Source organism: Mycolicibacter kumamotonensis (genome assembly GCF_002086285.1).
In the GTDB taxonomy this organism is placed as follows: Bacteria; Actinomycetota; Actinomycetes; order Mycobacteriales; family Mycobacteriaceae; genus Mycobacterium; species Mycobacterium kumamotonense.
On record NZ_MVHU01000029.1, the window covers coordinates 19,298 to 35,749 of the forward strand.

At 67.2% G+C, this 16,452-nt stretch carries 16 protein-coding genes; 4 read left to right on the forward strand and 12 right to left on the reverse strand.

Annotated elements, in window-relative coordinates; translation table 11 throughout:
• Nucleotides 1-92: 92 nt before the first annotated feature.
• Nucleotides 93-1,181 carry a helix-turn-helix transcriptional regulator gene (locus BST28_RS17170; RefSeq protein WP_083082075.1) on the forward strand — a complete coding sequence of 363 codons (1,089 nt, stop codon included), beginning with the start codon at nt 93-95 and terminating at the stop codon, nt 1,179-1,181.
• Between the two features lie 2 nt (nt 1,182-1,183).
• Here the strand turns inward: BST28_RS17170 and BST28_RS17175 are convergent, their stop codons facing one another.
• A complete protein-coding gene (locus tag BST28_RS17175; protein ID WP_083082076.1) occupies nt 1,184-1,897 on the reverse strand; it encodes a LysR family substrate-binding domain-containing protein in 714 nt (237 codons plus the stop codon).
• Between the two features lie 28 nt (nt 1,898-1,925).
• On the opposite strand from BST28_RS17175, the gene BST28_RS17180 reads away from it, so the two are divergent.
• Nucleotides 1,926-2,312 (forward strand): DUF5997 family protein, encoded by a 387-nt coding sequence (locus BST28_RS17180; RefSeq protein WP_019739171.1) that lies wholly within the window; start codon nt 1,926-1,928, stop codon nt 2,310-2,312.
• Between the two features lie 19 nt (nt 2,313-2,331).
• Here the strand turns inward: BST28_RS17180 and BST28_RS17185 are convergent, their stop codons facing one another.
• Nucleotides 2,332-3,141: a class I SAM-dependent methyltransferase gene (locus tag BST28_RS17185; protein WP_083082077.1), complete on the reverse strand. Its 810-nt coding sequence runs from the start codon at nt 3,139-3,141 to the stop codon at nt 2,332-2,334.
• Between the two features lie 153 nt (nt 3,142-3,294).
• On the opposite strand from BST28_RS17185, the gene BST28_RS17190 reads away from it, so the two are divergent.
• Complete coding sequence (locus BST28_RS17190) at nt 3,295-3,969, forward strand: winged helix-turn-helix transcriptional regulator (protein ID WP_065288855.1); 675 nt, start codon at nt 3,295-3,297, stop codon at nt 3,967-3,969.
• Between the two features lie 7 nt (nt 3,970-3,976).
• Here BST28_RS17190 and BST28_RS17195 read toward each other — a convergent pair whose 3' ends face one another.
• The 7 genes from BST28_RS17195 to BST28_RS17230 form a co-directional block, all read right to left on the reverse strand.
• Complete coding sequence (locus BST28_RS17195; RefSeq protein WP_083082088.1) at nt 3,977-4,360, reverse strand: VOC family protein; 384 nt, start codon at nt 4,358-4,360, stop codon at nt 3,977-3,979.
• Between the two features lie 313 nt (nt 4,361-4,673).
• A complete protein-coding gene (gene nrdE / locus BST28_RS17205) occupies nt 4,674-6,845 on the reverse strand; it encodes a class 1b ribonucleoside-diphosphate reductase subunit alpha (protein ID WP_029249396.1) in 2,172 nt (723 codons plus the stop codon).
• Nucleotides 6,812-7,279: a class Ib ribonucleoside-diphosphate reductase assembly flavoprotein NrdI gene (gene nrdI / locus BST28_RS17210; protein ID WP_065288854.1), complete on the reverse strand. Its 468-nt coding sequence runs from the start codon at nt 7,277-7,279 to the stop codon at nt 6,812-6,814. Before nrdI ends, nrdE begins: the two co-directional genes overlap by 34 nt.
• Before the next feature lie 55 nt (nt 7,280-7,334).
• Nucleotides 7,335-7,574, reverse strand: a complete 240-nt coding sequence (locus BST28_RS17215) for a redoxin NrdH (RefSeq protein WP_065288853.1) — start codon at nt 7,572-7,574, stop codon at nt 7,335-7,337.
• 399 nt (nt 7,575-7,973) lie between these two features.
• Entirely contained in the window at nt 7,974-8,561 is a 588-nt protein-coding gene (locus BST28_RS17220) for an NAD(P)H-dependent oxidoreductase (protein ID WP_234808312.1), read from the reverse strand.
• Between the two features lie 11 nt (nt 8,562-8,572).
• Complete coding sequence (locus BST28_RS17225) at nt 8,573-9,445, reverse strand: SDR family oxidoreductase (protein WP_065288852.1); 873 nt, start codon at nt 9,443-9,445, stop codon at nt 8,573-8,575.
• Nucleotides 9,446-9,483: 38 nt separating this feature from the next.
• Nucleotides 9,484-10,146 carry a TetR/AcrR family transcriptional regulator gene (locus tag BST28_RS17230; protein WP_065288851.1) on the reverse strand — a complete coding sequence of 221 codons (663 nt, stop codon included), beginning with the start codon at nt 10,144-10,146 and terminating at the stop codon, nt 9,484-9,486.
• 141 nt (nt 10,147-10,287) lie between these two features.
• On the opposite strand from BST28_RS17230, the gene BST28_RS17235 reads away from it, so the two are divergent.
• Nucleotides 10,288-11,763: a cytochrome P450 gene (locus BST28_RS17235; protein WP_019737918.1), complete on the forward strand. Its 1,476-nt coding sequence runs from the start codon at nt 10,288-10,290 to the stop codon at nt 11,761-11,763.
• A 9-nt stretch (nt 11,764-11,772) separates the two neighbouring features.
• Here BST28_RS17235 and BST28_RS17240 read toward each other — a convergent pair whose 3' ends face one another.
• The 3 genes from BST28_RS17240 to BST28_RS17250 form a co-directional block, all read right to left on the reverse strand.
• Nucleotides 11,773-12,240 (reverse strand): 2-isopropylmalate synthase, encoded by a 468-nt coding sequence (locus tag BST28_RS17240; RefSeq protein ID WP_065288850.1) that lies wholly within the window; start codon nt 12,238-12,240, stop codon nt 11,773-11,775.
• 174 nt (nt 12,241-12,414) lie between these two features.
• Nucleotides 12,415-14,151 carry a ubiquinone-dependent pyruvate dehydrogenase gene (gene poxB / locus BST28_RS17245; RefSeq protein ID WP_065288849.1) on the reverse strand — a complete coding sequence of 579 codons (1,737 nt, stop codon included), beginning with the start codon at nt 14,149-14,151 and terminating at the stop codon, nt 12,415-12,417.
• A gap of 124 nt (nt 14,152-14,275) precedes the next feature.
• Entirely contained in the window at nt 14,276-16,441 is a 2,166-nt protein-coding gene (locus BST28_RS17250) for an acyl-CoA dehydrogenase family protein (RefSeq protein WP_083082079.1), read from the reverse strand.
• Nucleotides 16,442-16,452 lie beyond the last annotated feature (11 nt).

Sequence of the window (16,452 nt, forward strand, 5' to 3'; positions counted from 1 at the left end):
CAGGAAAATCCAGAGCAACCGGGCGTCCCGCGGGAGCAGAATGTCCGATAAACGGGCCATATGTCCGCTGAGCGAAAGACCTGGGTGCAGCGATGGCGACCCTGGACGACTTCTCCCGAATAGTCGCGAGCGTATACAGCTCGGTGATGGCACCCGAGAACTGGACCGTGGCACTGGGCCAGCTTCGGCACACCCTCGATGTACACAGCTGCGCGCTGATCCGAGCCGACGGAAACGGCCGGTCGGTCCAAGCCGCGCACCTGGCCCCGCAAGTGCGCCTCGACTATGAGCAGTACTACCACCGGATCGATTACGTGCTCGAGGCCGTCGAACACAGCCCCGTCGGAGAATTGCGCCGCGGGCGGTCGCTGGTGCAATTGCAGAAGGATTCGGAGTTCAACGTCGACTGGCTGAGCCCGCTGGAGATGACGGACGGCCTGTTCGTACGCCTCACCGACGGCCCCGCCCCGCTGATGTTCCTCGCCGCCGGGCCACGCCCGCCGACGCCGTTCGTCCCGTTGGTCAACGCCTTGGTGCCGCATCTGCAGCAGGCCCTGCGCAGCCAAGCGCACTTGGAACGCCTGCGTCGCTGCGCCGACGACCTCAGTGCGCTCAGTGAGGCGCTCGGCCACGCCGTCATCGTCGTCACCACCGACTCCACGATCGTCTACACCAACTCCGCCGCTGAGCAGCTGTTGCGATCGGCCGACGGACTTCTGGTCCGCGCCGGGCGACTCGAAGCGGCAGCCGCCAGCACCGACGCTGCGCTGCGGTGCAGCATCCATGCCGCGGTGACGCCCGGGGACAATCACCCGGCGGGAAGCTCCCTGCTGTGCGCTCGCTCCTCGGGTCATCGGCCCTACGTCATCGAGGTTCTGCCCTCCGGTCCGCCCGGAGCCACCGGTTTCGCCCGGCGCGCCATCGTCGTCGTGGCTGATCCAGAACACGAATCCGACACTGCGCCAGCGTTGTTGCGCCGCCACTACGGCCTGACGCGGGGTGAAACCGAGATCGCCGTCATGGTGCTGAACGGCGGCGGAGTCAAAGACATCGCCGAACGTATGTCGCTGTCGCAGGCCACCGTCAAAACGCACCTGCAGCATGTCTTCGACAAGACCGGAACGCATCGCCAATCCGACCTCATCCGGCTGATGCTGGGCCTACGCTCGCCCTGCCGCTGAGCTCAGCGCCGACCGCGCGCGGCGCGGCCCGGCTTGCGGGCGATTTTGCCCGCGGCGGCTCGCGCGGCTTGCTTGGCGAGGGTCTTTTCCCGCGCGCTGCGTTTCGGCGCCGGCTGAGCCTGCCCGCGTGACGAACCCGGTCTGCGGCCCCGCACGATGCCGACGAACTCTTCGACCAGCTCCGACTGCGCCCCTTCCGGGAAGGCCAGCGCCACCGGGCAGGTGGGTGCGTCGGCGATCGGCCGGTAGGTGAGGTCCTTGCGGTGATATAGCCGCGCCAGTGACTGCGGAACGATGAGCGCACCGAGACCAGCGGCGACGAGTTCTATTGCATCCCTGGTGGTTTCGGGTCGGTGATCGATCGGTTTGCCTGGCGCGTCCATCCAGGCAACGACGTCGTCGGCTGGGAGCAGTACCGGCTCGCCGTCGAGGTCCCCCGGGGTGATCTCATCAACGGCGCTGAAGACGTGATCCTTGGGCACCACGACCACCGTCGTCTCCGCGTAGAGCGGGATGACGACCAGCCCCGCGGTGTCGGGCCGCGGCCGCAGCAGCACCACATCCACGGTGCCGTCCCGCACCGCTGCGGCCGCGTCGGCGGCTTCCACGGTATGCAGCAGCAACGGAACGTCCGGATGGCGCTCCGCCCAGACTCGCGCCCACTTCGCGGGCGTCCCGCCGGGGACGTACCCGAGGGTGAGGGAAGGCGGGTTCACCGCCTCAGGCTACCGATAGGCTGGCGCCATGAGCAGGCCGAACGCCCAGTCCATGAAACCCGCCACGGCGGCCAAGAAGCTGGACGTGTACCTGCCCGCGACACCCGCGGAGTTCCAGGAGAACTCGATCACCCGCGCCGAGCTCGCCGCGTTGCAGGCAGACCCGCCGCCGTGGCTCAAGGACCTACGCAAGAACGGGCCGCACCCGAAGAACCTGGTGGCAGCCAAGCTGGGCATCTCGATCTCCGGCCTGACCCGAAGCGGCGTGGGAAATGCGCTCACCACCGAGCAGATCGGCGCGCTGCTCGAGGAGAAGCCGCCGTGGCTGGTCGCCGAACGCGAGAGCTACCAGGAGGTGCTGCGCGAGCAGCGACGCCTCAAAGCGGAGCGCGCCGAGCAGGCTCGCGAGAGCTGATTCTGATCATCAGACGGAATCAGGACTTACGGGCGGTCAGCAGCAGATACTCCCAACCCATCGACCCGTTTTGCAGCGCGCGATCGGCCAATGCCGCGATGTCGGCGTCGAGTGCAGCCACCCGATCCGGGTCGTCGGCGATCCCGCGGTAGGCGGCGATGGTGGGCCCGTAGTTCTCCTTGAAGTAGTCGCGGAACGCGGCGCCGTCGGCGAAGGCGGAGACGATCAGTTCGCGCCGTTGCGTTGCCACATCGGTGACCTGCTCCCCGAGTAGGGCGCGCACGTAGGGTTCACTGCCCCACAGCGGCGGCGCGCCGGCCCCGGCCGGAGGCGCAGGCACGTACGGCTTCATGGTGGCGAACAGTTGCCCGATGAAACCCTCGGGCGTCCAACTGATCACACCGATGCGGCCACCGGCGCGGCAGACGCGGATCAGCTCCTCGGCGGCCGACTGATGGTGTGGTGCGAACATCACGCCGATACAGGACATCACCACGTCGAACTCGGCGTCGTCGAACGGCAGCGCCTCGGCGTTGGCCTCACGCCAATCCAGCTCGACACCGCGTTCCGCAGCCGTCGCGCGCCCGCGTTGTACCAATTGCGGGCAGAGATCGCTGGCCACGACGTGGGCGCCGGTGGCCGCAGCGGGGGTCGCCGCATTGCCGGTTCCCGCGGCGACGTCGAGCACGCGGTCTCGTGGCCCGACCTCGCAGGCGCTCACCAGTACCGGGCCCAACGGCGCCACCACGTCGGTGGCTATCGCCGCGTAATCACCTAGTGCCCACAGCGCACGGTGCTTGGCCTCAATGTCGTTCACTACAGCGTTCATCGGTTCTGACTTCCTCTCGCACCCGGTGAACCCATCGTCGGTCCGGCCGTCGCACGCCTCCAGTTCTAGATCTGTACCGACCGCGCTACAGGATCTGTACCGGGCGGGCCGGCTGCGAGACCATAGATTCGGCGATCCACGAAAGGTACGCAGATGTCGGGATACAACCAGTTCTGCCCCATGGCCAAGGCGATGGAGCTGCTCGACGAACGCTGGACATTGCTGGTGGTGCGCGAACTACTGCTCGGCAGCACTCACTTCAACGATCTGCGCCGTGGCGTCCCCAAGATGTCACCGGCGCTGCTCTCCAAGCGGCTCAAGTCGCTTGTCCGGGCCGGCGTGGTCGAGCGCACCGAAACCGACGGCCGTGCAACCTATTCCCTCACCCCGTGCGGACAAGATCTGGCCGGCGCGGTAGAGGCGCTCACCGCGTGGGGAGTGCGCTGGATCAGTGACCTCGGCGACGCCGACCTCGACCCCCACCTGTTGTTCTGGGATATCCGCCGCACCATCGCGATCGGTGACTGGCCGCGGTCACGCACCACGGTCGAATTCATTCTCGGCGGGGTGGCGGCCAAGGCGTCACGGTGGTGGCTGGTGGTCGCCAACGGCCAAGCCGAGGTGTGCGACTTCGACCCGGGTTACGAGGTGACCGGCACAGTCGAGACCAGTCTGCGGGTCCTGACCCGGATCTGGCGTGGCGACCTCGGTTGGTCACATGCCATGCACGACGGCAGCGTCGCACTGTCGGGGCCCACCGAGGTGCGTCGAGCCATCCCCACCTGGATCGGGCAGGGCAGGGCCGCCTCGGTCCCCCGGCCGGCCTGAATACCACTCAGGGCAGGTTGAGCTGCCAGGACACCCCGAATCGGTCGTTGACCCAGGCAAACGCGGTGGAGAAACCGTAGTCGCCGAGCGGCATCAGGGTGGCGCCGCCCTCCCCCAGCGCGGCCACCAGCCGTTCCAGCTCCGCGCGGTCGGCGACGTCCACGAACAGCGAACTCGACGGGGTGAAGTCGAATCCGTGCTTGACGGCGCTGTCGCTGACCAGCACCCGCAGCCCGGCCAGGTCGAGCTCGGCCAGCATGATGCCGGTGGCCGGGTCGGGGTGCGGCGTCGAGGACACCACCGAGGCGCCCGGGAACGCCGCCAGGTACATCTCGATCGCGGCGGCGGCGGTGCCGCCCTGGAACATGAGGAAAGGTCTGATCCGGGTCACCCAGCCCACCCTATCCACGCCGGTGCGGGTGAGCCTTGCAATGGGCCCGCACCATGCCTACCCCACCGTGTGCCCAAACCTGCTGCGCGAGCAACGACGCCTCGAGCCGCTGCATGCACAACAGGCATAGCGGACCCGATTCTGGACAGCGGGAGACTAGTACCGAGCTACGCTGCTTGAGGCGGACTCCAATCGATTTGGTCGTCAGACCGACATAGCGGGACTCGAACTCCGATCGAAGCCTCACCCCGTAGATCAGGCCTGTCGTCGGTAGTTCGGCGGCCACAGAATCTGCGCCGTCAGCGGCCAGTCGTCACAACATGCAGCTGACGCAACCCTCCACCTCGGTGCCCTCCAGCGCCATCTGACGCAACCGGATGTAGTACAGCGTCTTGATTCCCTTGCGCCAAGCGTAGATCTGCGCCCGGTTCACGTCGCGGGTGGTCGCGGTGTCCTTGAAGAACAGGGTCAGGCTCAACCCCTGATCCACGTGCTGGGTGGCCGCGGCGTAGGTGTCGATGATCTTCTCGTAGCCGATCTCATAGGCGTCCTGGTAGTACTCCAGGTTGTCGTTGGTCATGTAGGGCGCCGGGTAATAGACGCGGCCGATCTTGCCTTCCTTGCGGATCTCGATCTTGGACACGATCGGATGGATCGAAGAAGTCGAGTGGTTGATGTAGGAGATCGACCCGGTCGGCGGCACCGCCTGCAGGTTCTGGTTGTAGATGCCGTGCGCGGCAACCGATTCCTTCAGCCGCTGCCAATCGTTCTGGTCGGGGATCCGGATACCCGCGTCAGCGAAGAGTTGGCGCACCTTGGCCGTCTTGGGTTCCCAGACCTGGTTGATGTACTTCTCGAAGAACTCCCCGGAGGCGTACTTGGACTTCTCGAATCCCACGAACGCCTGACCCCGTTCCAGCGCAATACGATTCGACGCCCGCAGCGCGTGGTAGAGCACGGTGTAGAAGTAGATGTTGGTGAAGTCGATGCCCTCTTCGGAACCGTAGTGGATGCGCTCCCGCGCCAAATAGCCGTGCAGGTTCATCTGGCCCAGCCCGATGGCGTGGGATTGGTTGTTGCCCTGCTCGATCGACGGCACCGACCAGATGTGGGTCTGGTCCGACACCGCGGTCAGCGCCCGGATCGCGACCTCGATGGTCTGGCCGAAGTCGGGCGAGTCCATCGCCTTGGCGATGTTGAGCGAACCCAGGTTGCAGGAGATGTCCTTGCCCACCTTGGCGTATGACAAGTCGTCGTTGAATTCCGATGGGGTGGAGACCTGCAGGATCTCCGAGCACAGGTTGGAGTGGGTGATCTTGCCTTCGATGGGGTTGGCCCGGTTCACCGTGTCCTCGAACATGACGTACGGGTAGCCGGACTCGAATTGCAGCTCGGCCAGGGTCTGGAAGAACTCGCGCGCCTTGATCTTGGTCTTGCGGATCGCCGCGTTGTCCACCATCTCGTAGTACTTCTCGCTGACCGAGACGTCGGCGAACGGAACCCCGTAGACCCGCTCGACGTCGTAGGGCGAGAACAGGTACATGTCCTCGTTCTTCTTGGCCAGCTCGAAGGTGATGTCGGGGATCACCACGCCCAGGCTCAGCGTCTTGATCCGGATCTTCTCGTCGGCGTTCTCCCGCTTGGTGTCCAGGAACCGGTAGATGTCGGGGTGGTGGGCGTGCAGGTACACCGCGCCGGCACCCTGACGGGCGCCGAGCTGGTTGGCGTAGGAGAACGAGTCCTCCAGCAGCTTCATGATCGGGATGACCCCGGAAGACTGGTTTTCGATGTTCTTGATCGGGGCGCCGTGCTCGCGAATGTTGCTCAGCAGCAACGCCACTCCCCCACCACGCTTGGACAGCTGCAGGGCGGAGTTGATCGAGCGGCCGATCGACTCCATGTTGTCTTCGATGCGCAACAGGAAGCAGCTGACCGCCTCGCCGCGCTGTTTCTTGCCGGAGTTCAAAAACGTCGGGGTGGCGGGCTGGAAGCGACCCTCGATGATCTCGTCGACCAGCTTCTCGGCCAGCGCGGTGTCACCGGCCGCCAGGGTCAGCGCCACCATGCACACCCGGTCCTCGAACCGCTCCAGATAGCGCTTGCCGTCGAAGGTCTTCAGCGTGTAGGAGGTGTAGTACTTGAACGCACCCAGGAACGTCGGGAACCGGAACTTCTTGGCGTAGGCGCGATCCAGCAGCGACTTGACGAAGTTGCGCGAATACTGGTCGAGCACCTCGCGCTCGTAGTAGTCCTTCTGGATCAGGTAGTCGAGCTTCTCGTCCTGGTTGTGGAAGAACACCGTGTTCTGGTTGACGTGCTCCAAGAAGTACTGGCGGGCGGCCAGCACGTCCTTGTCGAACTGGATCTTGCCGTCGCTGTCGTACAGGTTGAGCATCGCGTTGAGCGCGTGGAAGTCCAACTCGCCCACCGGAGTGCTGCGGGTGGTTGCGGTTACCTGCTCTGCAGTTGCAGCGGTTGGTGGCATGCCTCGTCCTTCCAAAATTCGGCCAAGCCCGCGCGGACGGCTTGCACGTCCTCGTCGGTTCCCATCAATTCGAATCGGTACAGGTACGGCACCGCGCACTTGCGGGCGACCACGTCGCCCGCGTAGCAGAATTCCGCACCGAAGTTGGTGTTGCCTGCGGCGATCACACCGCGCAGCAGGCTGCGGTTGTGTTCGTTGTTCAAGAACGCGATGACCTGCTTGGGCACATAGCCGCCCGCGGCGTCATCGGTGATGTTCGGTGTCCCCCGGCCGCCACCGTAGGTCGGCAGCACCAGCACATAGGGGTGGTCGACCTCGATGCGCCCGTGCAGCGGGATCCGGATGGCCGGCAGCTGCAACTTCTGCACGAAGCGGTGGGTGTTCTCCGACACCGAGGAGAAATACACCAGGCTGCATTCACGATCCGCAGACACGGCGACCCCCTTCAGCTCTCAGTCAGACTCCACCCGTACCCGACCGGGCGGCCGATTACGCGCTGAGCGCGGTCTGCGCCAGCGCCTTGATGCGGTCCGGGCGGAAGCCCGACCAGTGCTCGTCGCCGGCGACGACGACCGGGGCCTGCAGGTAACCCAGCGCCATCACGTAGTCCCGCGCCTCGGAGTCGAGCGTGATGTCGACGGTCTCGTAGGCGATGCCCTGGTTGTCCAGCGCCTTGTAGGTGGCGTTGCACTGCACGCACGCGGGCTTGGTGTAAACGGTGATGCTCATGGGCGGCAGACTCCTCAGCGAATCGTCGACAACGAACAGATGACGGATCAGGTATTACTTTCAGCGGGCCGCCAAGGCCTTGGATTTCCCGCTTCCGCCGCAGCTCCGGGCACCGAATCGATGCCGCTCGCCGCAGTCCGGTCAGCCGGGGGATCCGGGGTCTGTCGGTGCTTGAAACACTACACCTAGTGGGTGTCCTTGAGAAGTCATACAAGATGTTCCGAACAACATTCTTGAAATTCGCTGGTTGTAAGCCTGCGGCCTCCCCCGCACCGGCGTGTCGCACATCACACAATCCAGCTCGGTGGCCCATGCCGACAGGTCTACCATCGGCCACCGACAACGGCCGCCCTGCGGCGGGCCCGCGCACGCCTTCCAGCAAAGACACCTCAGGGCGGTTCAGCGCACCTCGGCGGCCAGTTTCGCCACCACGTCGCGCACGTCGGAAACCAGCTGTGCGTGCTCACGGGGATGCTTGCCGTCCAGGGTGCCGATGGGCACCGACAACTTGATCTCCTCGACCACGCGCGGCCCGGCGAGACCGAATGACTTCCGGGTCTCGTCATGCGCCCACACGCCGCCGTACCGGCCCAGGGCCGCCCCGATCACGGCCAGCGGCTTTCCCTTCAGCGCGCCGTCACCGAACGGACGGGACAACCAGTCGATGGCGTTCTTGAGCACGGCCGGGATGGTGCCGTTGTATTCCGGGGTGATCACCAGGGCAGCGTCGACGTCAGCGGCCACCGCCCGCAGGGCCGCCACCGGCGCGGGCAGCACCGCCGGAGCATCCAGGTCCTCGTTGTAGAACGGCAGCTCACCCAAGCCCTCGCAGACCGTCACCGTGACACCGCTCGGGGCGGTCTCGGCCGCCAATTGCGCGATCTGGCGGTTGACCGATGCCTTGCGCAGACTGCCCACCAACACCAGCACCGTGAGCTTCCGATTCACCGTCATGCCTGAGGCGAACCGGAACCGGTCCCGATTCATTCCGCAGCGCCCTACCGGGTCAGGGGTTTCCTCGATGGGCGCAGTGCGCGGCTGAACAGCACGTTGACCTGGCGCATGGTCACGCTGTAGGGCAGCCACGCCAGCCGCTTGAACGCGTAGAGCGCCCGGATGTCGCCGGAGGTGTAGACCAGGTAGCGGTTACGGGCCACCCCGGCCAGGATCTTCTCCGCCGCCTTCTCCGGTGTCACCGCGTGGCCGGCGAACCGACCGACCCAGCGTTGGACCTGCGGATCATCGCGGTCGACCCCGGCGATCTCCACGGTGTTGACCAGTGGGGTCTTCACCGCGCCGGGAACAACCACCGACACTCCGATGCGGTGGCGCGCCAGGTCGAAGCGCAGCACCTCGGACACCCCGCGCAGGCCGTACTTGCTCGCGCTGTAGGCGGCATGCCACGGCAGAGCGACCAGCCCGGCGGCCGAGGACACGTTGACCAGATGGCCGCCCCGGCCGGCCGCGACCATCGGCGGCAGGAATGTCTCGATGACGTGGATCGGGCCCATCAGGTTGATCGAGACCATCTTGCTCCACTGCTCGTGGGTCAACCGGTCGACGGTCCCCCACGCCGACACCCCCGCGATGTTCATCACGATGTCCATCGCGCTGTGCCGCTCGTGGATTTCGGCGCCGAAGGCGGCGACCTCGTCGTAATCGGCGATGTCGACCACCCGGTGCTCGGGCACCAGCGCACCGAGGGCCCGCGCGTCGGCGACGGTCTCGGCAAGTCCGTCGGCGTTGCGGTCGGTCAGATACAGTTCGGCGCCCAGCTCGGCCAGCCGTAACGCGGTGGCCCTACCGATCCCGCTCGCCGCCCCGGTGATGAAGCACCGCTTGCCCCGGTAGTACTCCGCAACGCGTGTCATGGGTGCAGACGATACCGGCGGTACCGACCACGGACGTTTCAATCCCCGACCGCGTCCGTACTTCCGCTCCACAGCGCGGTGCGCCACAGCGCCTCGAGCACTCGCACGCCGCCCTGCACGTCACCGTCGGCGCCCAGGAAGGCGCTGTCGCCGGAGAGCATGTAGGCGGTGGTGGCCGCCAGCGTCCGCACCAGTGCGGGGATGTCGTCGCTGATCGGGTTCGCGGTGCCGGCGGCGATCTCGTCGTTGACCACGCAGACGATCTGGTTGATCACCGCGTCGATCTGGGCGTCGAGCAGTTCGCGGATCTCGGCATCGCTGTTGCGTGCCAAGTTGCACGCCGACATCACCGGATCGTTGTGGGCGTAAACCGCCGCCGCGCTGCCTACCATGCGTCGCGCGAAGGCCGCCGGCGATTCGTCGGCACCGCGCGGCGCGAAGTAGTGGGTGAGCTCTTCGAGCTCGTGGGTCGCCTCGGCGAGGATGTGGGCCAGGACGGCGTATTTGGAATCGAAATAGAAGTAGAAGCCCGACCGGGCCACCCCGGCCCGATCGCTGATGGTGCTCACCGACAGCTCCGCGAACGGCTTTTCCTCCAGCAGTTCCCGCACCGCCTGGACAATCGCCTGGCGCTGCTTATCGCCTCGGCGCTGGGGCGCATCGCCGGTAGCCGGGCCGCCCGCGTCACGCTGGATACTCACCCCTTGCACCTTGCACCACGCCGCGCCGGATTCAAACTTGACACGCGTCAACTTTAACCTGAGGATGTGGTTGCGTGACGGTTGCCACACGCACCAAAATCGCTGCGCGTTATGACGCCATCAACGAGAGGTAGCCAGCCGATGACGACCATGACCACCCCGCAGTATCTGCTCGACCAGGCCAAGCGCCGGTTCACCCCGACGCTGAACACCATCCCCGGCATGGGCGCCATCGAGAAGCGGCTGCTGAACGTGGATTGGAAGCAGAAGACGCTGGCCGAGCCGCCGCCGGGCAGCGAGCTCAAGCCCATCATGGGTGACTCCGGGCTGCCGCTGCTGGGCCACATCATCGAGATGTTCCGCCAGGGGCCGGACTTCCCGCTGCACATCTACAACAAGTACGGCCCGGTGTACTTCGCCGAGTCGCCGATACTGCCGTCGATCGTCGCGCTGGGACCCGACGCCACCCAGGCCATCTTCACCAACAAGCAGAAGGACTACTCGACCACCGGCTGGATCCCGGTCATCGGGCCGTTCTTCGACCGCGGCCTGATGCTGCTGGACTTCGACGAGCACCTGCACCACAAGCGGATCATGCAGGGGGCGTTCACCCGGCCGCGACTGGCCAGCTACGTCGAGACCATGGACCGGGTGATCACCCCGATCGTGGCCGACTGGCCGACCGACAACGCCCGGTTCCTGTTCCACCCCGCGGCCAAGGAACTGACCCTCGACGTGGCGGCGGTGGTATTCATGGGCCACGAACCCGGTGAGGACCACGAGCTGGTAACCAAGGTCAACCACGCGTTCGAGCAGACCACCCGCGCCGGCGGTGCGATCATCCGCACCGCGGTGCCGCCGTTCAAGTGGTGGCAGGGCCTGCAGGGCCGCAAGGTGCTCGAAGCCTATTTCGCCGAGCGGGTCACCGCACGCCGGCGCGTCGAGGGCGCCGACATGCTGTCGGTGCTGTGCCACACCGCCGATGACGACGGCAACACCTTCAGCGATCAAGACATCGTCAACCACATGATCTTCCTGATGATGGCCGCGCACGACACCACCACGTCGACGGTGACCACCATGGCCTACCACCTGGCCGCCAACCCACGGTGGCAGGAGCGGGCCCGCGACGAATCGGCGCGGCTCGGCGACGGACCGCTGGACATCGAGTCGCTGGAGAAGCTGGAGACCCTCGACCTGGTGATGGACGAGTCGCTGCGCTTGGTCACCCCGCTGCCGTTCAATATGCGCCAGGCGGTGCGCGACACCGAACTGCTCGGGCACTACGTCCCGGCCGGCACCAACGTCGTCACCTGGCCGGGCATGAACCACTGGCTGCCCGAGCTCTACACCAACCCCCGCGAGTTCGACCCGGAACGATTCCTGGAGCCGCGCGCCGAGCACAAGAAGCACCGCTACGCCTGGGCGCCGTTCGGCGGCGGCGCGCACAAGTGCATCGGGATGAACTACGGACGCCTCGAGGTCAAGACCATCCTGCACCGGATGCTGCGCCGCTACCAGCTGGACGTAGCCCGGCCCGGTTACCAACCGCGCTGGGACTACGGCGGCATGCCGATTCCGATGGACGGTATGCCGATCGTGTTGCGCCGGCTGTAGATCCGCGCCTCACCGGTCGTTCAGGAGGCGGTTGGCACAGGCGATGACCGCCTCCAGCGCGGAGCGCCCGGCCTCGGGCGCGAAGCCCACCGCCCAGGACGCGCCGCGGCCGTTCGAGCCGTGGATGAACGTGGCGGTCTCGGTGCCGCACCGAAGCTGGTGAAAACCCAAGATTTCCAGGGTGATTCCGCGGTCGTGCAGCATCGTGGTGAGTGCGGCCAGCGGTCCGGACGCGGCAGCGGTGCAGGTGCCGGTGACGCCGCGCACGGCGATGGTCGCCTGGTAGGTGCGTCCCTGCGGACCCAGTCGGGCGGCGGGCCGCTCGGCGTCCAGGCAGCGCCACCGGCTCAGTGTCAGCGGTCCTCCGGCGCGGCCGTAGGCGGAGACGAAGCCGTCCCACGACAGCCGCGCGGCCTGGTCGCGCAGTTCACGCGGGAGCGGAACCCGGAATTGCTCGGCGAATGATGCTGTGGTCATGTGTCGGTCTCTTCTGCTCGGTGGAGAGTGACCGACGGGTAATAGCCTCCGACCCACAGCGGGGGGTCGGTCTGGATCAGACCCCGCTGCGGGTACCGGCTACTACGAGCAGATGACGCATGATCCGGCCAGGCTAGTCGGGCTCGGCTCGGTGTGCAACCCGATTATTTCGGCTCAATTCAGGATGCGCCGGGCGACATTGGTGGTCACCAGATCGAGCAGTTCTTCGCCGCGGCCGGCGAGGATGGTCCGAATCGCATACAGCGAGAACCCCTTGGCCTGCTCGGCGGTGATCGCCGGCGGAATCGACAGTTCCTGACGGGCCGTGACGACATCGACCACGGCCGGCCCGTCGTAGCCGAACGCATCGGACAGGGCGGCTTCCAGGTCACCGGGCTGCTCCACCCGGCGCCCGAACATGCCTAGTGCGCTCGCGACGGCGCCGAAGTCGGGGTTGTGCAGTTCGGTGCCGAAGTTGACGATGCCGGCGGCCTTCATCTCCAGTTCGACGAAGTTCAGCGACGAGTTGTTGAACACGATCACCTTGACCGGCAACCGATTCTGCGCCAGCGTCAGCAACTCGCCGAACAGCATTGCCAGCCCGCCGTCGCCGGCCAGGGCGATGACCTGTCGCCGGCGGTCGACGGTCTGCGCGCCGATCGCGTGCGGCAGCGCGCACGCCATGGTGCCGTGGTTGAACGACCCGATCAGTCGTCGTCGCCCGTTCATGGTCACGTAGCGCGCCGCCCACACCACCGGGGACCCGACGTCGACGGTGAACACTGCGTCGTCGGACGCCAATCGATTCGCCACCGCGGCAACGTATTCGGGACGAATCGGGGTGCGGTCCCGATCGTTGGACGCCAATGCGTCCAGCCGCTTGCGGGTCTTGCGGTAGTGCCCCAGCGACCGCTCCAGATGAGTGCGGTCGGTCTTGGTTGCCAACAGCGGGCGCAGCGCGGCGACGGTGTCGACCACCGTACCCAGCAGCCCGAGGTCGATCGGGGTGCGTCGTCCCAGGTTGCGGCCGCGGATATCGACCTGGATGATCTTCGCGCGTTCGGGATAGAACTGCTGGTAGGGAAAATCGGTGCCGAGCATCAACAGCACGTCGGCTTCCCTGATCGCCTTGTAACCGGAGGCGAATCCGAGCAGCCCCGTCATACCGACATCGTTGGGGTTGTCGTATTCGATGTATTCCTTGCCGCGCAGCGCGTGCACGATCGGCGCCGCCAGCGTGCGCGCCAGGTCGATGACCTCGTCGTGGGCGCCGGCCACCCCGGCACCGGCCAGGATGGTGACGTTGTCCGCGGCGTTGAGCATGGTCGCGGCGGCGCTCAGGGCGCGCTCGTCGGGATGGCAGACCGCCCCGGCGGGCAGCACCGGACGCGCTCCCCAGGCGGTGGTCTCGACCCGGGTGGAAAAGATCTCCCCGGGCACGACCACCACCGCGACGCCGTTCTCCTCGACCGCGGCGCGCATCGCCAACTCCAGGATGCGCGGTGCCTGCTCGGGGGTGCTGACCAGTTCGCAGTAGACGCTGCATTCGCGAAACAGGTTCTGGGGGTGGGTTTCCTGGAAGTAGTCCGAGCCGATCTCGGCGAGCGGGATGTGTGCGGCGATCGCCAGCACCGGCACCCGGCTGCGCTGGGCGTCGTACAGCCCGTTGATCAGGTGCAGGTTGCCGGGTCCGCAACTGCCGGCGCACACCGCCAGCCTCCCGCTCAGTGCGGCGTCGGCGGCGGCGGCGAACGCCGCGGTCTCCTCGTGACGGACCTGCTCCCAGCTGAAGTCGCCGGCCCGCCGGATCGCGTCGGTGAAGCCGTTGAGGCTGTCCCCCGGGATCCCGTAGACGCGGTGCACTCCGCTGCGCTTGAGGGTGGCGATGACATGGTCGGCGACGGTTGCCATTTCACGTCCTCCTCACCGGGAGCGAGCGTGCGCAGAATGCCACCGCAGACGGCGTGTCGCCGCGCAAACACGCACGCTCGCCCGTAACGCGCCGCACGTTCGCACGGGTCGCGCGTAGGAGACGCTACTTGATCAGCGGGTCGCGGGGCATCCCCAGAATCCGCTCGGCGATCTGGTTGCGGGTCACCTCCGAGGTGCCGCCGGCGATCGCGATGCCGCGCGCACCCATCACCATCCGCCCGGCCAGCGCACCCGGGCCGTCCTCGAGAGCCACAGCCGGGCCCAGCAGCGCCGCTCCGATGGCCGCACCGTCGCCCATGTGCTCGGCGAGTTTGAGTTTGGTGACGTTGCCCTCCGGTCCGGGTCCCGCGCCGGCGATGCTGCGCGCCACCCGGCGCAGGTTCAGCAGCCGCAGCGCGTGCTCGTCGGCGACGAACCGGCCGATCCGCACCGACGCGTCGGCCACCGGCTGCCTGCCCTGCTGGGCCAGTGCGATCAGCTGCTGGTCGATCCCGGCGGTGAAGGAGCCGCCGCCGCCGATGCTGACCCGCTCATTGCCCAGGGTGGCCCGGGCCACCTTCCAGCCTTCGTTGACCTCGCCGACGACGTCCTCGTCGGGCACGAACACGTCGTTGAAGAACACCTCGTTGAACTCCGAACCGCCGGTGATCTGACGCAGCGGCCGCACCTGCACCCCGGGCGCCTCCATGTCGATGATCACCATGGTGATGCCGGCGTGCTTGGGGACGTCGAAATCGGTACGCACCGTGGCCAGTCCGCGCCGGCACAGGTGCGCACCGGAAGTCCACACCTTCTGGCCGTTGATCTTCCAGCCGCCCTCGACCCGGGTCGCCTTGGTCTTGACCGCGGCGGCATCCGAGCCGGCGTCGGGCTCGGAGAACAGCTGGCACCAGATCTCCTCCTGGCGCAGCGCCTTCTCCACGAAGCGCTCGATCTGCCAGTCGGTGCCCTGCTGGATCAGGGTCAGGACCACCCAGCCGGTGATCGAATAGTCGGGCCGCTGAATACCGGCGGCACTGAACTCCTGCTCGATCACCAGCTGCTCGATGGCGTCGGCAGCCCGGCCCCACGGCTTGGGCCAGTGCGGCATCACGTAGCCGGTCGCGATCAGCCGGTCCAGCTGCTCCTCACCGCTCAACGCGGCGATCTCCGCGGCGTCGGCGTGGATCTGCGTGCGCAACTCCTCGGCCTCCGGCGGCAGGTCCAGGCTGTTGGCCCGGGTGATGCCTGCGGCCGCGCTCTCGAAGACCGCCTGGGCCGGTGCGTCGCCGCCGAACAGCGCCTGCACCGTCAAGGCACGGCGCAGCTGCAGGTGGGCATCGTGTTCCCAGGTGTAGCCGATACCGCCGTGCACCTGGATGTTCAGCTCGGCGTTGCGCACGTGGGCGGGGAACGCGAGCGTGGCGGCCACCGCGGCGGCCAGCCGGAAGGCGAACTCGTCCTCCCCGTCGGCGCGGGCGGCATCCCAGACCGCGGCGGTGGCCGACTCGGCACCGACCAGCATGTTCGCGCAATGGTGCTTGATGGCCTGGAACGTGGCGATGGGCCGGCCGAACTGCTCGCGCACCTTGGCGTACTCGACGGCCGAATCGGTGCAGTCGGCCGCACCGCCGACCGCTTCGGCGGCCAACAGCACCCGGGCCCGTGCCAGCGCGGACTCGCGCCCGCCGGCCAGGATGTCGTCGGCGCTCACCCCGACACCGGTCAGCGTCACCCGCCCAGACCGGCGGGTCGGGTCGAGGTTGCCGGGCACCTCGACGTTGACCCCGGCCCGGTCCCGCTCGAGCACCAGCACGTCCTCGCCGGCGGCCACCAGCAGCACATCGGCCAGGCCCGCCCCCAGCACCACCCCGGTGTCCCCGGAGGCCACGCCGCCGTCCAGGACGACATCACCGGCCAGTCCCACCCCGGCGACGACCGAACCGTCGATCAGGCCGGGCAGCAGGCGGGCCTGCTGCTCGGCGGTGCCGGCGGCGGCGATCACCGCCGAGGCGATGACGGTCGGCACGAACGGCCCCGGTGCCACCGCCCGGCCCAGCTCCTCGATCACCACCACCAGCTCGGGCAGCCCGAAGCCCGAGCCGCCGTATTCCTCGCCGATGTGCAGGCCCAGCCAGCCCAGGGCGGGCAGTTCGTCCCAGAACGGCGGCCTGCCCTCGTCTGGGGCATCCAGCAGCGCACGGGCCGCCGCTCGGGCCTTCTGGGCGGTCAAGAATCCGCGGGCCACCTCGGCCAATTCGCGATGGTCGTCGGTTACTGCGATGCCCATTGAAGGCCTCC